Raw genomic sequence first — 23,588 nt, 5'->3', positions numbered from 1 at the left:
TTTCCCTAGGGCGAGTCCCAATTTCCACCCGAAGCGAAGAAAGCGAAACAGGCGCATGGCGAAGATCAAGGTCAAGAACCCGGTCGTGGAGATCGACGGCGATGAGATGACGCGGATCATCTGGCAATGGATTCGCGAGCGCCTGATCCTTCCCTATCTCGACGTGGACCTCAAATATTACGACCTCTCCGTCGAGAAGCGCGACGAGACGAACGACCAGATCACCATCGATTCCGCCAATGCGATCCAGGAATATGGCGTCGGCGTGAAGTGCGCCACCATCACCCCCGACGAAGCGCGCGTCGAGGAATTCAACCTCAAGCAGATGTGGAAGTCGCCCAACGGCACGATCCGCAACATCCTGGGCGGCGTCGTCTTCCGCGAACCCATCGTGATCCGCAACGTGCCCCGCCTGGTGCCGGGCTGGACCGATCCCATCGTGATCGGCCGCCATGCGTTTGGCGACCAGTATCGCGCCACCGACTTCCTCATCCCCGGCCCCGGCAAGCTGCGTATGGTATGGGACGGCGCCAATGGCGAGAAGATCGAGAAGGACGTGTTCGACTTCCCCGGCTCCGGCGTCGCCATGGGCATGTACAATCTCGACGATTCGATCCGCGATTTCGCCCGCGCCAGCATGAACTATGCGCTGGGCCGCGGCTGGCCGCTGTACCTGTCGACCAAGAACACCATCCTCAAGGCCTATGACGGCCGTTTCAAGGATCTGTTCCAGGACGTGTTCGACGCCGAATTCGCCGACCAGTTCAAGGCGAAGGGCATCAGCTACGAACATCGCCTGATCGACGACATGGTCGCCTCCGCCCTCAAGTGGAGCGGCAAGTTCGTCTGGGCCTGCAAGAATTATGACGGCGACGTGCAGTCCGACACCGTGGCGCAGGGCTTCGGCTCGCTCGGTCTCATGACCTCCGTACTGCTCTCGCCCGATGGCAAGACCGTCGAGGCCGAAGCCGCGCACGGCACCGTCACCCGCCATTATCGCCAGCACCAGCAGGGCAAGGCGACCTCCACCAACCCGATCGCCTCGATCTTTGCCTGGACCCAGGGCCTCAGCTATCGCGGCAAGTTCGACGAGACGCCCGAAGTCACCCGCTTCGCCGAGACGCTGGAGAAGGTCTGCGTCAAGACCGTAGAGGACGGCGCGATGACCAAGGATCTCGCCCTCCTCATCGGCCCGGATCAGGCATGGATGACGACGGAGCAGTTCTTCGAACAGATCCGCGTCAACCTCGAAGCCGAAATGGGCAAGTGGAACTGATCGCCCTTTCAGGCTTTCAATACGGAAACGGAACGAGGCGGCGCTGGACTCCAGTGCCGCCTTTTCCATGACCGCCAAAGCGAAGGAACGACGACATGACCAAAACAGCCCGCAAGCGCCTTGAGGTCCGTGCCGCCGTCCCTTCCGATGTGCGCGGCATCCAGCGGCTGATCGCCCGCGTCTATCCCGGCCTTCCCAACTATTCGCTGGCGACGCTGCGGGGCCAGATCAACAATTTTCCAAAAGGCTGCTTCGTCGCGCTCTATGACAGCAAGGTCGTGGGCTATTGCGCGACCATGCGGGTCAGCAAGGGCATGGCCTTCGCCAAGCATGACTGGGAGGAGATCACCGCCAACGGCTTCGGCACGCGGCACAGCGCGGCGGGCGAGTGGCTCTATGGCTATGAGATGGCGGTCGATCCCAAGCTGCGCGGCCTCCGCATCGGCCAGCGCCTCTATGACGAGCGCAAGGAACTGGCCGAGGAGTTGGACCTGCACGGCATCGTCATCGCCGGACGGATGCCCGGCTATGCCCGTGCGCGGCGGCGGGTGGAGGGTCCGGCGGATTATCTGGACAAGGTCGTCACCGGAAAGCTGCGCGATCAGGTCATTAGCTTCCAGCTCAAGAACCAGTTCGAACCGCTGGGCGTTCTCGAAAACTATCTGCCCGAAGACAAGCAGTCGGCGGGCCACGCCGCGCATCTGGTCTGGCGCAATCCCTATGTGGACCCCGACGAAGCACCCGAAATGCGGGTGCCGCGCGGCGTGGAAGGCGTCCGCCTCGCCACCTGCCAGCTACAGGCGCGCGCGGTGAAGGATTTCGACGAATTCATCCGCAACATCGAATATTTCGTGGACGTGGCGGCGGATTACCGCTCCGACTTCATCGTCTTCCCCGAACTCTTCACCCTGCCGCTGCTGTCCTATGAGACGAAGAAGCTCTCCCCCATCGAGGCCATCGACAAGCTGACCGGCTACACCCCGTGCCTGACCAAGGAACTGGAGCGGATGGCGCTGGAATATAATATCAACATCATCGGCGGCTCGCATCCCACGCGCGCGGAGGATGGAGATATCCAGAACATCGCCTATGTCGCCCTACGCGACGGATCATTGCACCGGCAGGAGAAAATCCACCCGACGCCCAACGAAGCCTTCTGGTGGAACATCAAGGGCGGGGATTCGCTGGACGTGATCCAGACCGACTGCGGCCCCATCGGCGTCCTCATCTGCTACGACAGCGAGTTCCCCGAACTGGCGCGGCGGCTGGTGGATCAGGGCGCGCGGATCATCTTCGTCCCCTTCTGCACCGACAGCCGGCTGGGCTATATGCGCGTGCGCTATTGCGCGCAGGCCCGCGCCATCGAGAACCAATGCTATGTCGTCATGTCGGGCAATGTCGGCAACCTGCCCAATGTCGACAATATGGACATCCAATATGCCCAGAGCGCCATTTTGACGCCCTGCGACCTGCCCTTCGCGCGGGACGGGATCGCGGCGGAATCGACCGAGAATGTCGAGACGCTGACGATGGCGGACGTGAACCTCGCCGACCTCAGCTGGGCGCGGGCGGAGGGCACCGTGCGCAACCTGCGCGACCGGCGGTTCGACCTCTATCATATCGACTGGGACAGCAATCCCGACCACGCCCACGCGCCGAGCGGCGGCCCCGTCCCGGCAGGCGGCCACAACGCACCGGGCGGCGGTTAACGCGACCGATCCCGCTTCCCCGCATCGGGCGAACGGATATGCTCGCGCCGGACGCCCAATCCGATCAGCCGCGCCGGTATTCCCCTCAAGACCGCATGGCGGTCCAGCAGCGTCACCAGCATGGGCGGCCGATCGATCCGCGCCTGCGGGTCCAGCACCGCGCCGATCACCCGGTCATGTGCCAGCTTCTGCATCCGCTGGACGATCCGCGTGGGCAGCATCCGGCGCTTCTGGACCTTGGGGGCGAGGGCGTCCACATCGCCGCCCTCCGCCATGGTCCGCGCCATCAGGTTCGCCGCCGCCACGGCATCCTGCACGGCAAGGTTGATGCCGACGCCGCCCACCGGCGACATGGCGTGGGCCGCATCGCCGATCGCCAGCAGGCCGGGCCGATGCCAGCGCGTCAGCCGATCCAGCGACACCGACAGCAGCTTCACCTGATCCCAATCGGTCAGTTCGTCCGCTGCTCCCCCCAAATCGGGAACCAGCCCCGCAATCTCCGCGCGGAATGCAGCCAGCCCCCGTGCCCGCACTGCATCGGCCTCGCCCTTGGCGAAGACATAGGCGCATTGCCAATAATCGCCCCGGTCGATCTGGACGAGCAGCCGCCCCGCCTCGAACACGCCCATGGTGCGGTTGTCGCCTGTCGCCCTTTTCGGCAGGCGGAACCAGAAAATGTCGATCGGCGCGCCGATATTCCGGAGAGGCAAAGCCGCCGCGTCGCGCAGAACGGACCGGCGTCCATCGGCAGCAATGACATAATCGGCCGCGATCATTTCGCCATCCGCCAGCACAACCCCGTTCACCCGCCCGGCCGCATCATGACTCAACCCCGTGGCCTCCGCGTTCATCCGCAACGCAAAATCCGGATAGCGCGCCGCTTCCCCCGCTACGAAATCCAGGAAATCCCATTGCGGCATCATCGCGATGAACTGGCTGTCCACCGGCAAGCGCCGGAAATCGGCGATCCGCACATGCCGCCCGGCAATCCGCGCGCCGATCTCGCTGACCTCGTCATGCGGCCGTTGCAGCAGCCGGTCGCGCAACCCCAATTCGCGGAACAGCTCCAGCGTGGAGGGATGGACCGTATCTCCACGGAAATCGCGCAGGAAATCTCCATGTTTCTCCAGCACCGTGACCGGCACGCCCGCCCGCGCGAAGAGCAGGCCCGCCATCATGCCTGCGGGGCCGCCCCCGACGATCGCCAATCGATGGGCCATGGCACTCTCCTTCGCGAAACATCGCTGTGCGCGGGGCATTATAGCGGACATGCCCTCGACCGCCATTCATCGCTTCGCCTATCATGCCGACGAACAGCGGCTGGACGTTCAGTTCGTCGGCGGCAAGCGCTACAGCTATTTCGACGTGCCCGCCGATATTGCGGAAGGATTGGCCACGGCACCCTCAAAAGGACGCTATTTCAACAGCATGATCCGGGACCGATACCGCTTCGCGCGGCAGGGCCGGATCACTCCACCGTGACGGACTTGGCAAGGTTGCGCGGCTGATCGACGTCCGTGCCCTTCGCCACCGCCACATGATAGGCGAGCAACTGCACCGGCACGGCATAGACCATCGGCGCGATGAGCGGATGGACCTTGGGCATGGTGATCGTCGCGATGCACCCCTCGCCCGCCGCCGCCACGCCATCATAGTCGGAAATCAGCACCACCTTGCCGCCCCGCGCCTGCACTTCCTGCATATTGCTGACGGTCTTCTCGAACAGCGGCCCGCTAGGCGCGAGGACGATCACCGGCACCTGATCGTCGATCAGCGCGATAGGACCATGCTTCATCTCGCCCGCGGCATAGCCTTCGGCGTGGATATAACTGATTTCCTTGAGCTTGAGCGCCCCTTCCAGCGCCAGCGGATAATCCGGCCCGCGCCCCAGATAGAGCACGTCCCGCGCCCCGGCGACCAGATGCGCCATCGACTCGATGGATTCGTCATAGGCCAGCGCGGCATTGAGCGCGGCAGGCGCTTCGGCGAGGTGGCGGACCAGTTCCTTCTCCGCCTTCTCGTCCAGCCGCCCCTTGGCGCGGGCGAGATTGGCGGCGAAGGCGGCCAGAACCGCCAACTGGCAGGTGAAAGCCTTGGTCGAGGCAACGCCGATCTCCGGCCCGGCGTGGGTCGGGAGCAGCAGGTCCGCCTCCCGCGCCATGGAACTGGTGGGCACGTTGACGACAGCGGCGATCTTCTGCCCTTCGACACGGGCATGGCGCAGCGCCGCGAGCGTGTCGGCCGTCTCACCCGACTGGCTGATGACGATCATCAGCCCCTCATCCTCCATCACCGGCGCGCGATAACGGAACTCGCTCGCCACGTCGATGTCGACGGGAACGCGGGCGAATTGCTCGAACCAGTATTTCGCGACCATGCCCGCATAGAAGCTGGTGCCGCACGCGACGATGGTGACGCGGCGGATGGCGCTCAGGTCGAAATCGGGGACCGGCAGCGAAACCCGATCCTCCATCCGTTGGAGATAGGATTTCAGCGTCTGGGCCACGACCACCGGCTGCTCGTAAATCTCCTTGAGCATATAATGGCGATGATTGCCCTTGGAGATAAGCTCGCCCGTCACGCCGGAGATGGTGACGGGACGCTCGACCGGAACATTGTCCTTGTCGAAAATCTCCGCGCCGTCCTTCGTCACGATGACCCAGTCGCCCTCCTCCAGATAGGCGATGCGCTGCGTCAGCGGCGCGAGCGCCAGCGCGTCGGAACCGAGATAGGTTTCGCCATCGCCATAACCCACAACCAGCGGCGACCCCAGCCGCGCGCCGATCAGCATGTCGGGATGGCTGCGGAACAGGATCGCCAGCGCGAAGGCTCCATGCAGACGGGGCAAGACCTTTTCCACGGCCTCTCGGGGGGACGCCCCCTGCTCCACCAGTTCGCTCACCAGATGGGCGACGACCTCCGTGTCGGTCTGGCTGTCGAAGGTGCGGCCCCGCGCTTCCAGTTCCTCGCGCAGCGGCTTGAAATTCTCGATGATGCCGTTGTGGACGAGGGCGACGTCCTTCGTCGCATGGGGATGCGCGTTGCTGGTGGTCGGCGCGCCATGCGTCGCCCAGCGGGTATGCGCGATGCCGGTCGTGCCGGGAAGCGGCGCCTCCTCCAGTTCCTTCACCAGATTGACCAGCTTCCCCTCGGCCCGGCGGCGGTCGATCATCCCGTCATGGACGGTGGCGACGCCCGCGCTGTCATAGCCGCGATATTCCAGCCGCTTGAGGCCATCCACCAGCCGCTGCGCCACGTCGTCCCTGCCGATGATCCCGATAATGCCGCACATGGATGAGAAAGCCCCGCGAAAAAATGCGCCCGTCCATCGCCCTATAGCGGGGTCGTTTCGCCAAGGCATTAACGAAGGCGGGGGATGGAGAAGATTTCATGGGCTAGTCAGGAAGGCGCTCCCGCACCGGCAGGAGCGCCTTCCTGACTCCGCCGCCTATTGCGCGGTCCAGCCGCCGTCGACGCTCATATTCGCGCCGGTGATGTTGGCGGCGGCGTCGCTGCACAGGAACAGCGCCATGGCCGCGACCTGATCCACCGTCACGAACTGCTTGGTCGGCTGACCCGCGAGGAGAACGTCGTTCATCACCTGCTCGCGCGTCATGTTCCGCGCCTTCATCGTGTCGGGAATCTGGTTCTCGACCAGCGGTGTCCAGACATAGCCGGGCGAAATGCAGTTGGCGGTGATGCCGAAGGTCGCCGTTTCCAGCGCCACCGTCTTGGTGAAGCCAGCAAGGCCGTGCTTGGCCGTCACATAGGCGCTCTTATAAGGCGAAGCGACCAGCGAATGCGCGCTCGCGGTCTGGATGACGCGGCCCCATTTCTTCGCCTTCATATAAGGCAGGGCCAGCCGGGTCGTATGAAAGGCGCTGTTGAGATTGAGCGCGATGATGAGATCCCATTTGTCGAGCGGAAACTCCTCGACCGGCGCGACATGCTGCATCCCGGCATTGTTGATGAGGATGTCGACGCCGCCAAAGGCATCCGCCGCTTCCTTCATCATCGCCTCGATCTGGTCGACCTTGGTCAGGTCATGGCCGGAATAGATCGCCTTCGCGCCGGACAGCGCCTCCAGCCCCTGCCGTTCCTTCTCGATCGCGTCCGCGTCGCCAAAGCCGTTGATGACGACATTCGCGCCCTCGCCCGCCAGCGCCTTGGCATAGGCCAGTCCGATGCCCGAAGTGGAGCCGGTGATCAGGGCGGTCTTGCCGGAAAGGGACTTGCTCATGCCTTTTTCTCCTTGAGGTGATCGGGGGCGTCGAGGTCGAAGGTCGCGCTCTTGCCGTCCAATATGTTGCGGGCGATCAGGTCGCCCTTGTGCATCACTTCCTCCACCGCCTCGCGCCCCTGGCTCCAGTGGTCGAGCAGGGTCGAGCGGGAAAATTCGAAGTCCTTCGCCCCGCTTTCCCAGTTGCGGCTGCGATAGATGAGGTGGACGATGTTGACCGATCCGCCGTCCATCATGCTGCGCAGGCGCTGCGCGTCGGGATCGTCCCGCAATTCGGGCGGCAGCTTGTCGAGCAGGGCGAGAATCGCGCCATGTTCCCGGCGCAGGCGCAGATACTGGTCCGTGACCTGCCGGGTGCGGCTGGAATATTGGATGTCCTTGGTGCGGGAATAGACATCCGTCATCTGCCGCGGCATCGGCCCGGCGGCGGGGAACAGGTCCACCTGAAACACCAGCATGTCGTCCGTCTGGTGGTCGAGCACATGGGCGAGCGGCGTGTTGGACACGATGCCGCCATCCCAATACCAGCGCCCGTCGATCTCGACCGGCGGCAGGCCGGGCGGCAGAGCGCCCGACGCCATGATGTGCCGCGCGTCGATGCGGGTCGAATTGCCGCCGGGGCCGCGCGTGTCCCAATAGGCGAAATTGCCGCTTTCCACGTCCACCGCGCCGACCGACAGGCGCACCGGCCCGTCGTTCAGCAGATCCCAATCGACGCAGGCATCCAGCAGGTCCTTCAAGGGCGCGCTGTCATAGAAGCTGATCGCGCCCACCGTCCCCTCGGGCATCAGCGGCGCGGGCCACAGGCGCGGGCGGAACATGCCCGGCACGCCGAAGGCCGCGACCGTGCCCGCCGCCATCAGATGCGCGAACTCGCGGATATGGTCGATTTCCGGCAGGATGACATTGGGCATCCCCCCCGACACGGTGCGCCAGAATTTCTTGAGGCGACTCATCCGGCGATGCGGCGGATTGCCCGCGATGATCGCGGCGTTGACCGCGCCGATGGAGATGCCCGCGACCCATGTCACGTCGATTCCCAGCTCGTCGAGCCGTTCATAGACGCCCGCCTGGAAGGAGCCGAGCGCCCCGCCTCCCTGCAAAAGCAAGGCGACCTGCCGGGGAAGCGGCAGGGGCGCGGCGCGGCGCCGGGGGCGCGAGTGTGCGGTTTCTGGTTCGATGTCGGCCATGTCGCAGTGCAATATAGTTTTTGCAGGCGGCATTCCAACTTAATCTCCTGTCAGAATCGAAGCGGATTTCCCCTCACGGCCTTCATGACAGTTCCCACCCTTCCCCGAATCGACTAGGCGTAGGGGCGCGTGGGCAGGAACAAGCGCACAGGGAACGAGGACGCGATGCGGCTGGACGACGAACGGGAAAGCTCCAATTTCGAGGTGCAGGACGGCCGCTCAGGCGGTTTTGGAGGCCTGGGCGGCGGTGGACTGGGCGGCGGGCTCGGCATGCTGCTGCCCCTGATCGGCAGCCGCTTCGGATGCGGCGGTATCGTCGTGGTGCTCATCATTCTGGCGGTGATGGGGGTCAACCCGCTCAATCTGCTGGGCGGCGGCGGTGGCGGTATCGCCCCCCAGCAGCAGGGCGCGCCCGCCAGCAGCGATCCCGCCAAGCTGACCGACATCCAGCACTGGTCGCTCAAGGTGCTGGGATCGACCGAGCGCGTCTGGGGCCAGGTCTTCCAGGAATCCGGCCAGACCTACAAGCCCACCATCCTCTCCTTCTACAAGCAGAGCGGCACGTCGGGCTGCGGCGCGGCGCAGAGCGCGATGGGGCCATTCTACTGCCCCAACGACCAGAAGGTCTATCTGGACACGGATTTCTTCACGGAGTTGCGCGACCGTTTCGGCGCGCCGGGCGATTTCGCGCAGGCCTATGTCATCGCGCATGAGGTCGGCCATCATGTGCAGGATCTGGAAGGCACGCTGGGCCAGGTGAACCAGCGCCAGCGCGCCGTCAGCGAGGCGGAAGGCAATGCGTTGCAGGTCCGCGTCGAGTTGCAGGCGGACTGCTATGCCGGCATATGGGCCAAGCGCACCGGCCTCATGGAAGCGGGCGATCTGGAAGAAGGCATGAAGGCGGCCCAGTCCATCGGCGACGACACGTTGCAAAAGGCGGCCGGGCGAAGGCCGGTGCCGGAAAGCTTCACCCATGGGAGCAGCGCGCAGCGGATGGAATGGCTCCGGCGCGGCCTCGACAGCGGCGATCCGGCCCAGTGCGACACCTTCCGCCGGGGCGCTTAACCCGCGTTTTCGGCTTCCACGGCTTCGATGGATGAAACGGGGGCTTCGGGCAGGCCATGGCCGGGGCTGAGGCTGGGCGTGTCCGCGCCGATCATGGGCTGTCCGAAAGCGGGCATTTCGGCCGGCATGTCCGGCGGCGGCACGGCATCCTCCTCGGAAGGGTCGGCATAGGCGGCGGTCGCGACCTCCGCGACCGGCAAGGACATGGGCATGGGCATGGGAGCGGCGACACCCTCCGGCGCGCGGACAGGCACGAAGCGATCCGCCATCACCCCGACCAGAAGCGCCAAAACCAGCGTGGCGGCGGCAAATGCCTTATAGACCATGATAGACCATGCGACCATCTTTCCCGCGAAAGCTGCAACGCAGGACGCTAGGGGAAAATGGTAAACAAAGCGCTGCGATGCGGCCCCAAACGCCTTACGGCCCTAACGGCGATCAAGCTTCGCGAGGAGCGCCATCATATCGTCCGGAACACCTTCCCGCACGATGGAACGATAGGCGGAATGCAAGGCCCTGCCGATCCCCTCGCCCGGAGACGGAGGGGCGACAGTCACGATCCGGCCGCACCTTGCGTCAAGGTCCGTCACCGTTCTGCCAGCCGTTTTGCGATGCATGTCCATGCGGTTAAGAACGGACAGGGTGCGCAAAAGTTTCTGGATTTCGTCGCAAGGCGAAGCGATAGGCCATGCCCAAGGGAGACGGAATGGTGACAGACTGGGCGGAGACACAGGCACGCATCCGGGCGCATTCACCCTTTCTGGCGCGCCTGCTGGACCGTTTTCCGGCGGTGACGGAAGTGCTGGCGACCGGCGATTTCGACGCGGCCATGACGGCGGCGCGCGCCGTGGCGGAGGGCGACGACAACATCGCCCGGTCGCTGCGGCGGCGGCGCGGCGCATTGGCGCTGGTGACGGCGGCGGCGGACCTGTCGGGCGCATGGGGCCTCGACCGGGTGACCCGCACCCTGTCCGACTTCGCCGACGAAGCGCTGGAGGAAACGCTCCGCACCGCCATGGCCGAACGCTATCCCGATGCGGAGCCGCGCGGCTTCGTCGTGCTGGCGCTGGGCAAGCATGGCAGCCGGGAACTGAACTACTCGTCGGACATCGACCCGATCCTGCTCTACGATCCCGCCACCCTGCCCCATGGCGAGCGGGAGGATGTGGCCGACGCCGCCGTCCGCATCGGGCGGCGGATAAGCGAATTGCTGACGGCGCGCGACGGCGACGGCTATGTCTTCCGCGTCGACCTGCGCCTGCGTCCCTCGCCTGAAGCCACGCCCATCGCGCTGCCGGTGGACGCGGCCATCGGCTATTATGAATCGACCGCGCTGGGGTGGGAACAGGCCGCCTTCATCCGCGCGCGCCCGGCGGCGGGCGACATCGCGCTGGGCGATTATTTCATGCAGGCGATCCGCCCCTTCGTCTGGCGGCGGAGCCTCGATTTCGGGGCCATCGACGCGATCACCGACATTTCGCGCCGCATCCGCGACCATTATGCGCAGGGACAGGCTTTCGGTCCGGGCTATGACCTCAAGCGCGGGCGCGGCGGCATCCGCGAGGTGGAGTTTTTCGCGCAGGTGCATCAATTGATCCATGGCGGCCGCAATCCGGCGCTGCGGTCCGGCAACACGCGGGAGGCGCTGGCGGCGCTGGCGCAGGAGGGCGTGTTCGATCCGGAAGTCTCGGCGCGGCTGGATCAGGCCTATGTCCTCTTCCGCACCATCGAGCATCGGTTGCAGATGGTGGAGGACCGCCAGACCCATGAATTGCCCAAACAGGCCGATGCGCTCGACAATGTGGCGCGGCTGCATGGCGTTGCCAACGGCGAAGCCCTGCTGGACCTGCTGCGCCCGGACGTCGAGTGGGTCGGACGCAATTACGACCGGCTGACCCCGGAACAGGAGGATGCGGGCCTGTCCCATGACGAGGAGCGGTTGAAGGCGCAACTTGCCGAAATGGGCTTTGCCGATGTCGAAACGCCCTTCGCCCGCGTCACCCGCTGGCGCGGCGGCACCGTCCGCGCGCTCCGCAGCGCCCCGGCGCGCGAGGCGCTGGAGGAACTGCTGCCCGGCCTGATGCGCGCGCTGGCGCTGGCGCCGGACCCGGACCGGGCGCTCAACCGGCTGGACGACATGATCGGGCGGCTGCCGAGCGCGATCAACTTCTTCAAGCTGCTGGCCGCGCGCCCCGCCCTCGTCGAATTGCTGGCGGAGATATTGAGTCACGCGCCCACGCTCGCCGACGCGCTCGGGCGGCGGGCGGAACTGCTCGACGGCCTCATCGATTCGACCGCCTTCGATCCGCCGCCGCCACCGGCCATATTGGCGGCGCAATTCGCGCATCTGGAACCGGGCGAGGATTACCAGACCCTGCTCGACCGGGTGCGCCAGCGTGTTAACGACCGACGCTTCGCGCTGGGCGCGCAGATCGTGCGGGGCAGCGATCCGCTGGAGGTCGGGCGCGGCTATGCCCGCGTGGCGGAGGCCGCCATCGACGCGCTGGGCGCGGCCACCGTCGCGGCGTTCGAGGCACAGCATGGCAAGGTGCCGGGCGGCGAACTGGTCATCCTGGCGCTGGGCCGCATGGGCGGCGGCGTGCTGACCCATGCGTCGGACCTCGATCTCGTCTATCTTTTCACCGGCGATTTCATGGCGGAATCGGACGGTCCCAAGCCTCTGGGCGCGACGCAATATTTCAATCGCCTGGGTCAGCGGATCACCAACGCCCTTTCCGTCGCCACCGCCGCCGGCCCGCTTTACGAGGTGGACACGCGGCTGCGGCCTTCGGGCGCGCAGGGGTTGCTGGCGGTCAGTCTCGACAGCTTCGCCAAATATCAGCGGGAGGATGCGTGGGATTGGGAGCATCTGGCCCTCACCCGCGCGCGGCCCGTCTTCGGGTCGCCGCAAGCGCGGGCGGCGCTTAACGCCATCCTCGCCGAAACGCTGGAGCGCCCCCGCGATTTCGACGATCTGGCGCGCCATGCGGTGAAGATGCGCACCGACATCGCGAAGCATAAACCCCCCGTCGGCGAGATGGACGTGAAGCTGGTGCCCGGCGGCCTTGTGGACCTCGAATTCCTGATCCACATCTCGCAATTCCGCTACGGCATGGCGTTCAACCCCGATCTGGGCAAGGCGCTCGCGGAACTGGTGGAGGCCGGGCATCTGCCCCGCGACCTGATCGGCGCGCATGACCTCATCACCCGCTATCTGGTCGTGTCGCGGCTCGTCTCGCCCCAATCGACCGAACCGCGCGAGGCGAGCCGGGCGCTGGTCGCGCGCGCCTGCGGCATGGAAAGCTGGGACGCGCTGCTGGACAGCTACGCCCATGCGCGGCAAAGCGTCCGCGACGCATGGGAGGCGCTCGCCGCGCCATATGAGGAGAAGCCATGATGCTGGAACAAGGCGACAGCGCGCCCGACGTGGCGCTCAAGGACGCGGACGGCGCGGATTTCACGCTCGCCCGCTACCGGGGCAAGCCCGCGGTCGTCTATTTCTATCCCAAGGCGGACACGCCCGGCTGCACCAGCGAGGCGAAGGATTTCACCGAATTGGGCGCGGATTTCAGCAAGCTCGGCGTGCCCATCGTGGGCATTTCCAAGGACAAGCCCGCCAAGCTCAGGAAGTTCGCCGACAAATATGGCCTGACCGTCACCCTCGCCTCCGATGAGCCGGGCGCGGCCTGCGAAGCCTTCGGCACATGGGTCGAAAAATCGCTCTATGGCCGCAAATATATGGGGATCGAACGGTCCACCTTCCTGATCGGCGCGGACGGCAGGATCGCCCGCGTCTGGCCCAAGGTGAAGGTGAAGGGCCACGCCGCCGAGGTGCTGGAGGCCGCGAAGGCGCTTTGATCCTGCCCGCCGCCATCGACAGCGTGGGCGCGGCCTGCGCCCATGTGCTGCTGACGCCCGATCCGCGCGGCAAGCTGATGGCGGCGCGGGCCGTGGCGCGGGCATGGCGGCTCGGCAGGCTGACGCACCGCTTCGACACGCCCATGCCGGACCGGCCCGCGCGCCCGGACGCACCCGAATTGCTCCCGCCCAACAAAATGCCCCGGCGCGGAAAGATCGGGTCTGAGCGCGCGCGGATCGCGATGCTCCATGCCCTCGCCCATATCGAATTCGTCGCCATCGACCTCGCCTTCGACCTGATCGGCCGCTTCGGCGGGCCGTTCCCGACGGACTTCACAAGCGACTGGATGCGGATTGGCGCGGAAGAAGCGATGCATTTCGCCCTGCTCGACCGGCGGCTGCGGCAGATGGGCAGCTTCTATGGCGCGCTTCCGGCCCATGACGGCCTGTGGCAGGCGGCGACCGAAACGGCGGGCGACGCCCTCGCCCGGCTCGCGATCGTGCCCATGGTGCTCGAAGCCCGCGCGCTCGACATCACCCCCGCCACCATCGAACGCTTCGAAAGCGTCGGCGATTCTGCGTCGGCGCGCATGTTGGGGCGAATCATGACAGATGAGATTCGCCATGTCGCCGCCGGGACGAAATGGTTTTGCGCCACGACGGAAGGAATGGGGTTATCCCCCGCCCATCATTACCAAATCCTTGTGAAAAGGCATTTTCGTGGCCCCGTTAAGCCACCGTTCAACGACTCGGCGCGGCGGCAAGCCGGTTTAACGCGGGATTTTTATGACGCGCTTGCAACATGAGCCGGGATGGGCACTGTGCATCCGTCGCGGGGTGATTGAGTTCGCTTGAAATCAAACGGAGAGGGCCGAGAGGCAAATAAGCCTCCGGGAAAAGTCGGGGTCGGCATGTCAATTCGTTCAAATAATGATCGTGGATCGCGTTTGTTCCAATCTGCCGCCAGGGCAGTGAAATTTCTGGGAGGAGCTGGCATCGCAGGCGCGCTGTGCGCCGCCGCCCCGGCTCACGCATCGTCGAACGATGACGATCCCTATGGCGACGCATCGGAAATCAACACCAGCCCGCTCGGCCCGTCGGATGTCGGTTTCTCCAACATCTTCGCCAGCCTCGAGCGGATGGACGGCAATGCCAAGTCCACCGCCTACATCCCCTCCGGCCGTCCCGTCGAGAAGCTGTCGCTGACCTCCAATTTCGGCGTCCGTTCCGATCCGTTCAACAGCCGCGCGCGGATGCACAAGGGCATCGATATCCCCGGTCCGATCGGCACGCCGATCTATGCGACCGCCGACGGTATCGTCAGCCGGTCCGGCTGGGCCAGCGGTTACGGCAATCTCGTCCAGATCTCGCACGGGCAGGGCATGGAAACCCGCTACGGCCATATGTCGAAGCTGCTGGTCGCCGCGAACAGCTATGTGCGGCGCGGCCAGGTCATCGGCCTCATGGGTTCGACCGGCCGCTCGACCGGCAGCCATCTCCATTATGAAGTCCGCGTCGACGGACAGGCCATCAATCCCATCCCCTTCGTCGCCGGTCCCGACTATCTGATCGCGATGAACACCAAGCCTCCCATCGCCATGGGCGGCCCGACCAAGGCGCAGGAAAAAGCGGCCGACTGATCGCGCTTTCGCAGACCCTTTCCCAAGGCCCGGCGTCTCCCGACTTGCCGGGCCTTTTGCTTGATCCTATCTACACCCCATGGCCGACATCGATCTCACGTCTTCCGCCGCCGCCCGCGTGGCCGCCATTGCCGCGAAACAGGGCAAGCCCGCCATCCTGCGCCTTGCGGTGGAAGGCGGCGGCTGTTCCGGCTTCCAGTATCGCTTCGGCCTCGCCGATATGGTGGAGACCGGCGACGTGACGGCCGAGCGGGACGGCGTGACGCTGGTCGTCGACGATGTCAGCATCGACCTGGTGCGCGGTTCGGCGGTCGATTTCGTATCGGATCTTGGCGGCGCGGCGTTCAAGGTGACCAATCCCAACGCCACCGCCGGTTGCGGCTGCGGCACCAGTTTCTCGATCTGATAGCCAAGCGCGTCCCTTCTCTCTAGGGAGGCTGGCGAGGAGTCACGCCCATGCGCATCGCCACATTCAACATCAACGGGATCAAGGCGCGCCTGCCGCGCCTGCTGGAGTGGCTGGACGAAACGCGGCCCGACATCGCCTGCCTCCAGGAGATCAAGACCTCCGACGAGACCTTCCCGGCCAAGGACATCGAGGACGCGGGCTATGGCGCCATCTGGCACGGTCAGAAGGGGTTCAACGGCGTCGCGATCCTCGCGCGCGGGGAAAAACCCGTGGAGGTCCGGCGCGGCCTGGAAGGCGAACCGGAAGACGAACATAGCCGCTATATCGAAGCCGATGTGAAGGGCGTTCGGGTCGCCAGCCTCTACCTGCCCAACGGCAATCCGCAGCCCGGCCCGAAATTCGACTATAAGCTGCGCTGGATGAAGCGCCTGCGCGATCGCGCCGCGCAAATCTGGGCGGAGGAAGTGCCCGCCATCCTCGCGGGCGACTATAATGTCATTCCCCGCGACCGCGACGTCTATTCCGTGAAGGCCATGGCCGACGACGCCCTGATGCAGCCGGAAAGCCGCGCCGCCTATCGCCGCCTGCTGGGCGACGGATGGACAGACGCGATTCTCAGCCGCCATCCCGACGGAGGCGTGTGGACCTATTGGGACTATCAGATGAACGCCTGGCCCCGCGACGCGGGTTTCCGCATCGACCATCTGCTGCTCAGCCCCGCCGCCGCCGATCGCCTGATCGACGCGCAGGTGGACAAGGAATTCCGCGGCCGGGAAAAAGCCAGCGACCACGCCCCGACCTGGGTGGAGTTGCGCGGCTGATCGGGTGAGGAGATAGCGGTTTTCGGCCCGTTGTTGCCATTCCCTCACCCCGTTCGGGCTGAGCCCTTCGACTTCGATCAGCAAGTGCATCATGCTCCTGAAGGCAGGAGCATAGCTAAGGTCTCAGGGACAACCTCCTAATCAACCTGCTCCATCACATAATTTTACCCGGATCATATTGACTCAATTAAACCCGGATAATAAATAGCGTGCCGAAGGAGATTTTCGGCATGACACGCACATTCACGGCCTTTGCGGGCGACACATGGATCGCGACCGGCGAAGAGGAGGAAATCCGCGCCGCGCTCAACGCCATGGGCGAGAACGCGCAGAACATCCTGCTGTTCGACGATGCTACCGGACGGCAGGTGGACATCGACCTGCGCGGCCCGTCCGTCGAGCCTCCCAGGGGGCGCGGCCGCCCGAAACTGGGTGTGCAGCCGCGCGAAGTGACCCTGCTCCCCCGCCACTGGGACTGGCTGGCGTCGCAACCGGGCGGCGCCTCCGCCACGTTGCGGCGGCTGGTGGAAACGGCGCGCAAGGACGGCGTCGACAGGCCGTCGCCCCGCGCCGCCATGGACGCGGCCTATCATTTCCTCACCGTGATGGCGGGCGACCGGCCCGGCTATGAGGCGGCGATGCGCGCGCTCTATGCCAGGGACCGGCAGGCGTTCGAAACCGAATGCGCCTCATGGCCCCGCGCCATCCGCGACCATGGCGCGGCGCTGGCGGAGGCGGCGTTCAGCGCCTGAGCAGCCCCGCCCCGTTCGTCAGGACCAATGACGCGCCAGCGCCTCGGCCGTCGCGTCGATCGCGCCGGGCTCCTCCTCGCCGGTCAGGGCATAGGACATCTCGCCGCGCCGCCAATAGGCGACGGACTGCTCGCCTTCGCGGATGGCATCGGGGCGTTCGGGCGCGTCGGTCTTTTCCCGCACGGCGAAGACGGAAAGCGTCTGGCCTCCATCGGTCCTTACCGCGACCAGCAGGGCGGGGCCCTTGTCCGTGGGGAAAAGCTGCACGTCGGTCACATGCCAGTCCTGCGGGAATTTGGGCATCGCGATCTGCGTGCGCAGCGCGATCTCCTGCGAATCGAAATGCGGGGTTTCGTTCTGCGACGCCATGACCGCCCGCATCATGGCGATCCGGTGGGACGTGACGGCATAATTCACATAGCCCGGCGGGTTGTCGGTCGCGGCGATGAAGCCGGCCGCCGCCGCCGCGATCCCGGCGACCGATGCGCCGAGCGGCATGGCGCGGCGCCACAGCGGCCTGCGGCGCGCGTTCGTCCGGCCTTCCCCGCTCTCCACGGGACGGGCGTCATGCATCAGCAGGGCGAGCGCGCTGCGGACGCTCAGGTCGTCCATCACCTGCGCCGCGCGCCCCGGATGCCGGGACAGATGCGTTTCCACCGCGAACCGCCGCGGCAGGTCGAGTTGACCGTCGACATAGGCGTTGATCTCCGGATCGGTGGGATCGTCAGCCATCCTGTCCTCCAACCAGCCGCAGGCCGGGCGAGCCGTCCTGCCTTCCCCTGCCCTGCCGCAGCGCCGCCCGCGCCCGCCAGAGCCGCGACATCACCGTGCCCAGCGGCACCCCCAGCGCGTCCGCCGCTTCCTGATAGCTGAGGCCTTCCACCGCGATCAGGTGCAGCACCGCGCGGTGCGCCTCCGGCAGCGCGGCGAAGTCGCGGGCGATTTCCGCCAGCCGCGCATGTTCCTCCTGCGCCGGCTCGACCCGGTCCACCATCGTCTCGGCAAAGCGGCTGTCCCGCCGCGCCTCCGCCGCCTCGCGCCGCTTGGCCGAGAGGAAGACATTGTGGACGATGGCGAGCAGCCAGGGGCGGCGGCGGCGTTCGGGCTGATAGGTCGCGCTCCGTTCGATGGCGCGGACCAGCGCGTCCTGCACCACATCGTCGGCATCCTGATCGTCACGGGTCAGCGACCGCGCATAGCGCCGCATGGCCCGCAGATCGTCGGCCATTTCGGGATGGTCGCTTCTCCTGTTCCTCATGGGCCCTTCATGCCGCCTGTTCCACCGGCACGGCAAGCGGGATGTGAAGGACATGGCAATAAGCGCCCGCGACATCCTCCAGCACATCCTCCCAGCGGTGGCGCGCCGCCGCCTCCGCCGCAGCGCTTCCGATCGCGCGCCGCCTGTCCGGGTCCGTCATCAGGCTGATGGCGGCCTCCACATAGCCATTGACCTGCGCGGCGGGGACCAGCAATCCGGTCCGGCCATGATCGATGAGCGCGGACGCGCTGGGCACATCGGCGGAAACCACGCAGAGGCCCGACGCCATCGCCTCCAGATTGACGTTGCCGAAGGCTTCGGTGACGCTGGGATTGATCAGCAGGTCGGCGCTCGCCACGGCCCGTCCCAACGCCTCGCCCGCCAGATGGCCCATGAAGGTGGCGTTGGGCATCTGCTCCGCCAGCCAGCCGCGCGCCGGTCCTTCCCCGACGATCAGAGGCCGCACGGCGTGGCCCCGCGCGCGGATTTCCGCGACGGCCCCGGCGAAAACGCCCAGCCCCTTCTCCAGCACCAGCCGCCCGAAGAACAGCGGCACCACATCCTCCGGCGCATAGCCGCGGGCGGACCGGAATCCTTCATCGCGCAGGCCCGGCCGGAACGAGCCGGGGTCGACTCCCCGGCCCCAGATCGTCACCTTCCCGTCGCCGAAGCGCGCCGCCATGTCCTGCGCGATCGGCGGGGTCGGCGCCAATATCCGGTCGCTCTCGCCATAGAAGCGGTCCAGATAGCGCATGACCGTGGGCCGCAACAGGCCGAGCCGGTAATAGTCGAGATAGGTTTCGAACCGCGTATGCAGGCTGGCGACCACCGGAATGCCCTGACGCCGCGCATATTTCTGCACCTGCCGTCCCAGCAGATCGGGCGCTGAAAGATGGATCACATCCGGCGCGAAGGCGTCCAGATCATGGCGCGCGGCCCGGGTCAGCCCCAGCGCGAGCCGATATTCCGGCCTGCCCGGTATGCTGAGCGAGCGCACCGAATGGATGTCTCCGACGGATGCGAACGCCTTGCGCGGCGCTGTGGGGGAATAGATGCGGACCTGCGCGCCCACCCTGTCCAGCAGATAGGCGACGAGCCTGTTGAGCGCCTGATTGGCCCCATCACGCACGCAATCATAATTGCCCGAGAACAGCGCCACCCGCAACGGCCGCCCCAGCGCCCCGCGAAGGGCGACGGCGCAGCCGGAACGATGGAAGGAACGCATGTCGGCATAGATGTCGGCATAAGGGGTCGTCATGCCCCGCATATGGCTGGCGCGCGGCATTTATTCCCCCGGTTCCTCCGGTCATGAAGCTTTGCACGGGTGGCTCGGGTGGATAGCGGACAGTCCGCTTTCCTCATTCCGTTCACCCTGAGCGAAGTCGAAGGGCTCAGCCCGAACGGAGATGGAATGCCCGCTCCCGCCCGAAATCAGCCGTCACAACCCTTTTTCGTAAATCTGATAGACCTTGTTCACCCGGCTTTCGATGGCGTCGGCGATCGCGTTCATGCCCTGATTGTCGTCCAGCACCCAGCCGATCTCGCCCCGGCTCGCGCCATAATGCGCGATCGCGTTGCGGCGGATATATTCGATCATCATGAAGGCGAGCTGGCTGGCGAGGCGCGATGCCTGCAACCTCTGCACCACGCCCATCAAGGGCACGCGCATCGTGCGGACCCTGGGATGGCGCAGCCACCAGAGCAGCTTGGCCCAGCCGAACGGAAACAGCTTGCCGTTCAGCGGCCGGATCGCTTCGTTGAGATCGGGGAGCGTGATCATGAACGCCACCGGCTCCCCCTCCAGCTCGGCGATCATGATCAGGTCTTCGCGCACGATCGGCTTCAACTGCTTGCCGAAATGCTCGACCTCATGGTCGGTGATCGGCACGAAGCCCCAATTATTCCCCCAGGCGTCGTTCAGGATGCGCAGGATGATCGCGGCTTCCTCGTCGAATTTGGACTTGTCGACCTTGCGGATGCGGATGCGCGCATTCTTCTCGCCGGAACTCACGATCCGCTGGATCAGCGGCGGAAATTCCTGCGTGATGTCGAGCTCATAGGTCTTGAGCTGCTTGACCGGACTGTAGCCCGCGCCCTCGATCATCCCCCGATAGGCGGGGCTGTTATGCCCCATCATGACGGTCGGCGCATGATCGAATCCCTCGATCAGCAGCCCCGGCTCCTCCCAGATCGACAGCGAGAGCGGCCCCACCACGCGGGTCATGCCCTTCGCCTTCAGCCAGCCTTCCGCCGCGCGGATCAAGGCCGCGCCGACCTCCGCATCTTCCGCCTCGAACAGCCCGAAATTGCCCGTGCCCGGCCCCATGCCCTGCTCGGCGGGCATGGCCAGCGCCAGCCGGTCGAAATGGGCGGAAATGCGGCCGACCACCTTCTGCCCGCGCCGCGCGAGGAAATATTGCGCCTCGGCATGTTCGAAAAAGGGATTCTTGCCCGGCGTGATGATCCCGTAGACCTCGCTCTTGAGCGGCGGCACCCAATGGGGATCGTCGGCGTAAAGCCGCCACGGCAGGTCGACGAAAGCCTTCAATTCGCTCTTGGAAGAAACGGGGGAAATCACCAGATCATGAGATGCCACGGCCGACCGCTTTCGCTGAAAGGAAGGGAGCAGTTCGGCGCTTGGACGGCGATTGTCAATCCGGACGTCGCGCGGTAGCCGCAACTGGGCGGATATGTCACGTTGCTGCCACGATCTCAGCGCAATTGCCCTTTAGGAACATCCGCATGACTGTGCATGATCCCGTCCTTGCCGCCGCGCACCGCCCCGCGGAAAAGCACGCCCGCAAGCCGATCGCGGACGACGCGGCGATGCTGCGCGCCGCCGCCGAATTGACCCGCACTCTTTCGACCGCCAATCCCGCCATCTACTGGCCCGACTTCCTCGCTTCCGCGCTGCTGGGCTATGCCGCGCTGGCGGGCGCGATCCTGCTCGACAACGGAGCGCTGGCGGCGGTTTCGGGCGTCGTCGCGATGCTGGCGCTCTATCGCGCGGCAAGCTTCATCCATGAACTGACGCATATGCGCGAAGGCGCGCTGCCGGGCTTTTATGCCGCATGGAACCTGCTGGTCGGCATTCCCCTGATGATCCCGTCCTTCATGTATGAGGAAGTGCATACCCAGCACCATGCCCGCACCCGCTACGGCACGGCGAACGATCCGGAATATCTGCCGCTCGCGCTGATGAAGCCATGGTCGCTCCCGCTGTTCATCGTCGTCGCGGCGCTGGCGCCGGTCGGGCTGATCCTGCGTTTCGGCGTGCTGACGCCGCTGTCGCTGCTCATCCCGCCGCTGCGCCGGGCGGTGCGGGAGCGTTATTCGGCGCTGTCGATCAACCCCGCCTATCGCCGCCGCGCGCCCGAAGGCGATTTCGCGCGTCGCTGGGCCTGGCAGGAAGCGGGCGCCTGCGTCTTTGCGCTGGCCCTGGTCGGAAGCGTGTTCCTGCTGGGATGGAAGCCGCTGCTGGTCTACATGGCCGTCCATTCGGGCATGACCGTCCTCAACCAGCTTCGCACGCTGGTCGCCCATCTCTGGGAGAATGAGGGCGAGGCGATGACCGTGACGGCGCAATATCTCGATTCGGTGAACGTACCGCCGCCCTCGCCTTTCGCGGCGATCTGGGCGCCGGTGGGCCTGCGCTATCACGCGCTGCACCACCTGTTGCCCAGCGTCCCCTATCATGCGCTGGGCCAGGCGCACCGCCGCCTGATCGCGACCCTGGACACCGATTCGCCCTATCATCGCGGCAACTACCGGGGGATGCTGCCGCTGGTCGGCAAGATCGCCCGGAGCACCATGGCGCGCTGAACGATCCTCGGGACAGGAGAAAGGCCGGGCGATGCTCCGGCCCTTTTCATGCGATGAGCGCGATGCCTGAAGCGCATTTTGGGTGGATTGGCGACGGTCCGCTTTCTTCATTCCGTTCGGGCTGAGCGAAGTCGAAGGGCACGGCCGACCGTAGGGAGGCCACTTCGCTCCGCTCAGTGGAAGGCTTCGACTTCGCTCAGCCGGAACGGATGAAGGAATGTCCGCCCCTGGCCGGAACCCGCCATCCCAAACCCGCTTTTACGCGCATTTCCAGGGACGCCTCTCAAACCTCTTGTCTGCACGACTTGCAAGCCCTTATCTCCGTTCCATGGCTTCTCCCGAGATCGATGCGCTGACGCAGGCGCTTTCCCGCCTGCCGGGCCTTGGTCCCCGTTCCGCGCGCCGCGCCGTGCTGCACCTCCTCAAGAAGCGCGAAACCGCGCTCGAACCGCTGTTGCGCGCGCTGGGCGCGGTGAACGACCGGCTGGTGACATGCCATGTCTGCGGCAATGTCGACACGGTGGACCCCTGCGGCATCTGCGCCGATCCGCGCCGCGACGCCCGCGCGCTCTGCGTGGTGGAGGATGTGGCGGACCTCTGGGCGCTCGACAAGTCGCGCCTCTTCCCCGGCCGCTTCCATGTGCTGGGCGGCCGCCTCTCCGCGCTGGAAGGCATCCGCCCCGAAGACCTCGGCATCGACGCCCTCGTCGCCCGCGTGGAGGCGGGCAGCATCGATGAGGTCGTCCTCGCCATGAACGCCACGCTGGAAGGGCAGACGACCGCCCATTATCTCGCCGAACGGCTGGAGCGCTTCCCCGTCCGCCTCACCCAACTGGCCCATGGCGTGCCGGTCGGCGGAGAGCTGGACTATCTCGACGAAGGCACATTGGCGCAGGCGTTGCGCGCGCGCCGTCCGGTCGCTTGAAAAAGCCCGCCGATCCGACTATTTTGGACCCATGGCCATTCTTCCGATCCTTGAGGCGCCCGATCCGCGCCTGCGTACCATTTCGACGCCCGTGGAGGCGATCGACGACGATTTGCAGCGCCTGATCGACGACATGTTCGACACGATGTACGATGCGCCGGGCATCGGCCTCGCCGCGATCCAGGTCGGCATGCCCAAGCGCGTGCTGGTGATCGACCTCCAGGAACCCGAATCGGACGAGGAAGGCGCGCCGGGGGTCAAGAAGCCGCTGGTCTTCATCAACCCCGAAATCCTCGAAGGCTCGGAAGACCTGTCGATCTACAATGAGGGCTGCCTCTCGGTCCCCGACCAATATGCCGAGGTGGAGCGCCCCGCCTCCATCCGCGCCAGCTGGATGGACCGCGACGGCCGCATCCACGAGGAACGGCTTGAGGGCCTCCTCGCCACCTGCCTCCAGCATGAGATGGACCATTTGCAGGGTGTCCTCTTCATCGACCACCTTTCGCGCCTGAAACGCGACATGCTGATGAAGAAGCTGAACAAGGCGCGGAAGGCGGCGGCCTGACCGCTCGGACCCTTCCTTCAACCGGAACTTAACTTTCCACCGCATAGGCTTCAGGCAA

General features: G+C 65.7%; 24 protein-coding genes. 14 read left to right on the top strand and 10 right to left on the bottom strand.

Annotated elements, in window-relative coordinates; translation table 11 throughout:
* Positions 1 to 55 precede the first annotated feature (55 nt).
* Positions 56 to 1,276 (top strand): NADP-dependent isocitrate dehydrogenase, encoded by a 1,221-nt coding sequence (locus SCLO_RS15700; RefSeq protein WP_066521006.1) that lies wholly within the window; start codon positions 56 to 58, stop codon positions 1,274 to 1,276.
* Between the two features lie 95 nt (positions 1,277 to 1,371).
* The gene (locus SCLO_RS15695; RefSeq protein ID WP_066521009.1) at positions 1,372 to 2,985 is read left to right on the top strand and encodes a bifunctional GNAT family N-acetyltransferase/carbon-nitrogen hydrolase family protein; all 1,614 of its coding nucleotides are present in this window, start codon (positions 1,372 to 1,374) and stop codon (positions 2,983 to 2,985) included.
* On the opposite strand, the gene SCLO_RS15690 is transcribed toward SCLO_RS15695, so the two are convergent.
* Positions 2,982 to 4,205, bottom strand: a complete 1,224-nt coding sequence (locus SCLO_RS15690; RefSeq protein ID WP_066521011.1) for an FAD-dependent oxidoreductase — start codon at positions 4,203 to 4,205, stop codon at positions 2,982 to 2,984. The two genes, SCLO_RS15695 and SCLO_RS15690, sit on opposite strands and share 4 nt — an antisense overlap.
* On the opposite strand from SCLO_RS15690, the gene SCLO_RS15685 reads away from it, so the two are divergent.
* On the top strand, positions 4,204 to 4,467 hold the full coding sequence (locus tag SCLO_RS15685; protein WP_231923261.1) for a KTSC domain-containing protein: 264 nt from the start codon (positions 4,204 to 4,206) through the stop codon (positions 4,465 to 4,467). The genes SCLO_RS15690 and SCLO_RS15685 overlap by 2 nt on opposite strands.
* On the opposite strand, the gene glmS is transcribed toward SCLO_RS15685, so the two are convergent.
* The 3 genes from glmS to SCLO_RS15670 form a co-directional block, all read right to left on the bottom strand.
* Entirely contained in the window at positions 4,454 to 6,277 is a 1,824-nt protein-coding gene (glmS, locus tag SCLO_RS15680) for a glutamine--fructose-6-phosphate transaminase (isomerizing) (protein ID WP_066521012.1), read from the bottom strand. The genes SCLO_RS15685 and glmS overlap by 14 nt on opposite strands.
* Positions 6,278 to 6,433: 156 nt before the next feature.
* On the bottom strand, positions 6,434 to 7,225 hold the full coding sequence (locus SCLO_RS15675; RefSeq protein ID WP_066521014.1) for a 3-hydroxybutyrate dehydrogenase: 792 nt from the start codon (positions 7,223 to 7,225) through the stop codon (positions 6,434 to 6,436).
* Entirely contained in the window at positions 7,222 to 8,415 is a 1,194-nt protein-coding gene (locus SCLO_RS15670; protein ID WP_066521017.1) for a DUF3734 domain-containing protein, read from the bottom strand. Before SCLO_RS15670 ends, SCLO_RS15675 begins: the two co-directional genes overlap by 4 nt.
* A gap of 165 nt (positions 8,416 to 8,580) precedes the next feature.
* Between SCLO_RS15670 and ypfJ the strand changes: the two genes are divergently transcribed.
* Positions 8,581 to 9,480, top strand: a complete 900-nt coding sequence (gene ypfJ / locus SCLO_RS15665) for a KPN_02809 family neutral zinc metallopeptidase (RefSeq protein WP_066521019.1) — start codon at positions 8,581 to 8,583, stop codon at positions 9,478 to 9,480.
* Here ypfJ and SCLO_RS15660 read toward each other — a convergent pair.
* Both SCLO_RS15660 and SCLO_RS15655 read right to left on the bottom strand, forming a co-directional pair.
* Positions 9,477 to 9,824: a hypothetical protein gene (locus SCLO_RS15660; protein WP_231923260.1), complete on the bottom strand. Its 348-nt coding sequence runs from the start codon at positions 9,822 to 9,824 to the stop codon at positions 9,477 to 9,479. The two genes, ypfJ and SCLO_RS15660, sit on opposite strands and share 4 nt — an antisense overlap.
* A gap of 84 nt (positions 9,825 to 9,908) precedes the next feature.
* Positions 9,909 to 10,097: a NepR family anti-sigma factor gene (locus SCLO_RS15655; RefSeq protein ID WP_231923259.1), complete on the bottom strand. Its 189-nt coding sequence runs from the start codon at positions 10,095 to 10,097 to the stop codon at positions 9,909 to 9,911.
* Positions 10,098 to 10,186: 89 nt separating this feature from the next.
* Here SCLO_RS15655 and SCLO_RS15650 point away from each other — a divergent pair, with 89 nt between their 5' ends.
* From SCLO_RS15650 to SCLO_RS15620, 7 genes are all read left to right on the top strand, one after another.
* Positions 10,187 to 12,877: a bifunctional [glutamine synthetase] adenylyltransferase/[glutamine synthetase]-adenylyl-L-tyrosine phosphorylase gene (locus SCLO_RS15650; RefSeq protein ID WP_066521026.1), complete on the top strand. Its 2,691-nt coding sequence runs from the start codon at positions 10,187 to 10,189 to the stop codon at positions 12,875 to 12,877.
* Positions 12,877 to 13,338 (top strand): thioredoxin-dependent thiol peroxidase, encoded by a 462-nt coding sequence (gene bcp / locus SCLO_RS15645; RefSeq protein WP_066521060.1) that lies wholly within the window; start codon positions 12,877 to 12,879, stop codon positions 13,336 to 13,338. The genes SCLO_RS15650 and bcp overlap by 1 nt, the downstream gene beginning before the upstream one ends.
* Positions 13,335 to 14,144, top strand: a complete 810-nt coding sequence (locus tag SCLO_RS15640; protein ID WP_066521029.1) for a ferritin-like domain-containing protein — start codon at positions 13,335 to 13,337, stop codon at positions 14,142 to 14,144. Before bcp ends, SCLO_RS15640 begins: the two co-directional genes overlap by 4 nt.
* A gap of 105 nt (positions 14,145 to 14,249) precedes the next feature.
* Entirely contained in the window at positions 14,250 to 14,978 is a 729-nt protein-coding gene (locus tag SCLO_RS15635) for a M23 family metallopeptidase (RefSeq protein ID WP_066521032.1), read from the top strand.
* 79 nt (positions 14,979 to 15,057) lie between these two features.
* Complete coding sequence (locus tag SCLO_RS15630) at positions 15,058 to 15,384, top strand: HesB/IscA family protein (RefSeq protein ID WP_066521035.1); 327 nt, start codon at positions 15,058 to 15,060, stop codon at positions 15,382 to 15,384.
* A 50-nt stretch (positions 15,385 to 15,434) separates the two neighbouring features.
* Entirely contained in the window at positions 15,435 to 16,208 is a 774-nt protein-coding gene (xth, locus tag SCLO_RS15625) for an exodeoxyribonuclease III (protein ID WP_066521043.1), read from the top strand.
* 230 nt (positions 16,209 to 16,438) lie between these two features.
* Positions 16,439 to 16,960 carry a DUF2239 family protein gene (locus SCLO_RS15620; protein ID WP_066521063.1) on the top strand — a complete coding sequence of 174 codons (522 nt, stop codon included), beginning with the start codon at positions 16,439 to 16,441 and terminating at the stop codon, positions 16,958 to 16,960.
* 18 nt (positions 16,961 to 16,978) lie between these two features.
* Here SCLO_RS15620 and SCLO_RS15615 read toward each other — a convergent pair whose 3' ends face one another.
* From SCLO_RS15615 to SCLO_RS15600, 4 genes are all read right to left on the bottom strand, one after another.
* Positions 16,979 to 17,692, bottom strand: coding sequence for an anti-sigma factor family protein (locus SCLO_RS15615; RefSeq protein ID WP_066521045.1), 714 nt, complete (start codon positions 17,690 to 17,692; stop codon positions 16,979 to 16,981).
* Positions 17,685 to 18,218: a sigma-70 family RNA polymerase sigma factor gene (locus tag SCLO_RS15610; protein ID WP_066521047.1), complete on the bottom strand. Its 534-nt coding sequence runs from the start codon at positions 18,216 to 18,218 to the stop codon at positions 17,685 to 17,687. The genes SCLO_RS15615 and SCLO_RS15610 overlap by 8 nt, the downstream gene beginning before the upstream one ends.
* 7 nt (positions 18,219 to 18,225) lie before the next feature.
* Positions 18,226 to 19,503, bottom strand: coding sequence for a glycosyltransferase family 4 protein (locus SCLO_RS15605; RefSeq protein WP_231923258.1), 1,278 nt, complete (start codon positions 19,501 to 19,503; stop codon positions 18,226 to 18,228).
* A 153-nt stretch (positions 19,504 to 19,656) separates the two neighbouring features.
* Positions 19,657 to 20,814, bottom strand: coding sequence for a hypothetical protein (locus SCLO_RS15600; RefSeq protein ID WP_066521050.1), 1,158 nt, complete (start codon positions 20,812 to 20,814; stop codon positions 19,657 to 19,659).
* Between the two features lie 146 nt (positions 20,815 to 20,960).
* Here SCLO_RS15600 and SCLO_RS15595 point away from each other — a divergent pair, with 146 nt between their 5' ends.
* The 3 genes from SCLO_RS15595 to def all read left to right on the top strand — a co-directional run bounded on the left by SCLO_RS15595 (position 20,961) and on the right by def (position 23,530).
* Positions 20,961 to 22,040 carry a fatty acid desaturase family protein gene (locus tag SCLO_RS15595; protein WP_066521053.1) on the top strand — a complete coding sequence of 360 codons (1,080 nt, stop codon included), beginning with the start codon at positions 20,961 to 20,963 and terminating at the stop codon, positions 22,038 to 22,040.
* A gap of 328 nt (positions 22,041 to 22,368) precedes the next feature.
* Positions 22,369 to 22,965, top strand: coding sequence for a recombination mediator RecR (gene recR / locus SCLO_RS15585; protein WP_066519602.1), 597 nt, complete (start codon positions 22,369 to 22,371; stop codon positions 22,963 to 22,965).
* Between the two features lie 31 nt (positions 22,966 to 22,996).
* Positions 22,997 to 23,530, top strand: a complete 534-nt coding sequence (def, locus tag SCLO_RS15580; RefSeq protein WP_066519604.1) for a peptide deformylase — start codon at positions 22,997 to 22,999, stop codon at positions 23,528 to 23,530.
* The last annotated feature ends 58 nt before the right edge of the window (positions 23,531 to 23,588 follow it).

Source organism: Sphingobium cloacae (assembly GCF_002355855.1).
In the GTDB taxonomy this organism is placed as follows: Bacteria; Pseudomonadota; Alphaproteobacteria; order Sphingomonadales; family Sphingomonadaceae; genus Sphingobium; species Sphingobium cloacae.
Note: the sequence above shows the minus strand (reverse complement) of the source record. Positions and strands in the feature narration are given on the sequence as shown.

Bases quoted from the DNA above. Each gene is read 5' to 3' on its own strand.
- SCLO_RS15700 (WP_066521006.1), top strand. From the start codon at position 56: ATGGCGAAGATCAAGGTCAAGAACCCGGTCGTGGAGATCGACGGCGAT.
- SCLO_RS15695 (WP_066521009.1), top strand. From the start codon at position 1,372: ATGACCAAAACAGCCCGCAAGCGCCTTGAGGTCCGTGCCGCCGTCCCT.
- SCLO_RS15685 (WP_231923261.1), top strand. From the start codon at position 4,204: ATGGCACTCTCCTTCGCGAAACATCGCTGTGCGCGGGGCATTATAGCG.
- SCLO_RS15690 (WP_066521011.1), bottom strand. From the start codon at position 4,205: ATGGCCCATCGATTGGCGATCGTCGGGGGCGGCCCCGCAGGCATGATG.
- glmS (WP_066521012.1), bottom strand. From the start codon at position 6,277: ATGTGCGGCATTATCGGGATCATCGGCAGGGACGACGTGGCGCAGCGG.
- SCLO_RS15675 (WP_066521014.1), bottom strand. From the start codon at position 7,225: ATGAGCAAGTCCCTTTCCGGCAAGACCGCCCTGATCACCGGCTCCACT.
- SCLO_RS15670 (WP_066521017.1), bottom strand. From the start codon at position 8,415: ATGGCCGACATCGAACCAGAAACCGCACACTCGCGCCCCCGGCGCCGC.
- ypfJ (WP_066521019.1), top strand. From the start codon at position 8,581: ATGCGGCTGGACGACGAACGGGAAAGCTCCAATTTCGAGGTGCAGGAC.
- SCLO_RS15660 (WP_231923260.1), bottom strand. From the start codon at position 9,824: ATGGTCGCATGGTCTATCATGGTCTATAAGGCATTTGCCGCCGCCACG.
- SCLO_RS15655 (WP_231923259.1), bottom strand. From the start codon at position 10,097: ATGCATCGCAAAACGGCTGGCAGAACGGTGACGGACCTTGACGCAAGG.
- SCLO_RS15650 (WP_066521026.1), top strand. From the start codon at position 10,187: ATGGTGACAGACTGGGCGGAGACACAGGCACGCATCCGGGCGCATTCA.
- bcp (WP_066521060.1), top strand. From the start codon at position 12,877: ATGCTGGAACAAGGCGACAGCGCGCCCGACGTGGCGCTCAAGGACGCG.
- SCLO_RS15635 (WP_066521032.1), top strand. From the start codon at position 14,250: ATGTCAATTCGTTCAAATAATGATCGTGGATCGCGTTTGTTCCAATCT.
- SCLO_RS15630 (WP_066521035.1), top strand. From the start codon at position 15,058: ATGGCCGACATCGATCTCACGTCTTCCGCCGCCGCCCGCGTGGCCGCC.
- xth (WP_066521043.1), top strand. From the start codon at position 15,435: ATGCGCATCGCCACATTCAACATCAACGGGATCAAGGCGCGCCTGCCG.
- SCLO_RS15620 (WP_066521063.1), top strand. From the start codon at position 16,439: ATGACACGCACATTCACGGCCTTTGCGGGCGACACATGGATCGCGACC.
- SCLO_RS15615 (WP_066521045.1), bottom strand. From the start codon at position 17,692: ATGGCTGACGATCCCACCGATCCGGAGATCAACGCCTATGTCGACGGT.
- SCLO_RS15610 (WP_066521047.1), bottom strand. From the start codon at position 18,218: ATGAGGAACAGGAGAAGCGACCATCCCGAAATGGCCGACGATCTGCGG.
- SCLO_RS15605 (WP_231923258.1), bottom strand. From the start codon at position 19,503: ATGCCGCGCGCCAGCCATATGCGGGGCATGACGACCCCTTATGCCGAC.
- SCLO_RS15595 (WP_066521053.1), top strand. From the start codon at position 20,961: ATGACTGTGCATGATCCCGTCCTTGCCGCCGCGCACCGCCCCGCGGAA.
- recR (WP_066519602.1), top strand. From the start codon at position 22,369: ATGGCTTCTCCCGAGATCGATGCGCTGACGCAGGCGCTTTCCCGCCTG.
- def (WP_066519604.1), top strand. From the start codon at position 22,997: ATGGCCATTCTTCCGATCCTTGAGGCGCCCGATCCGCGCCTGCGTACC.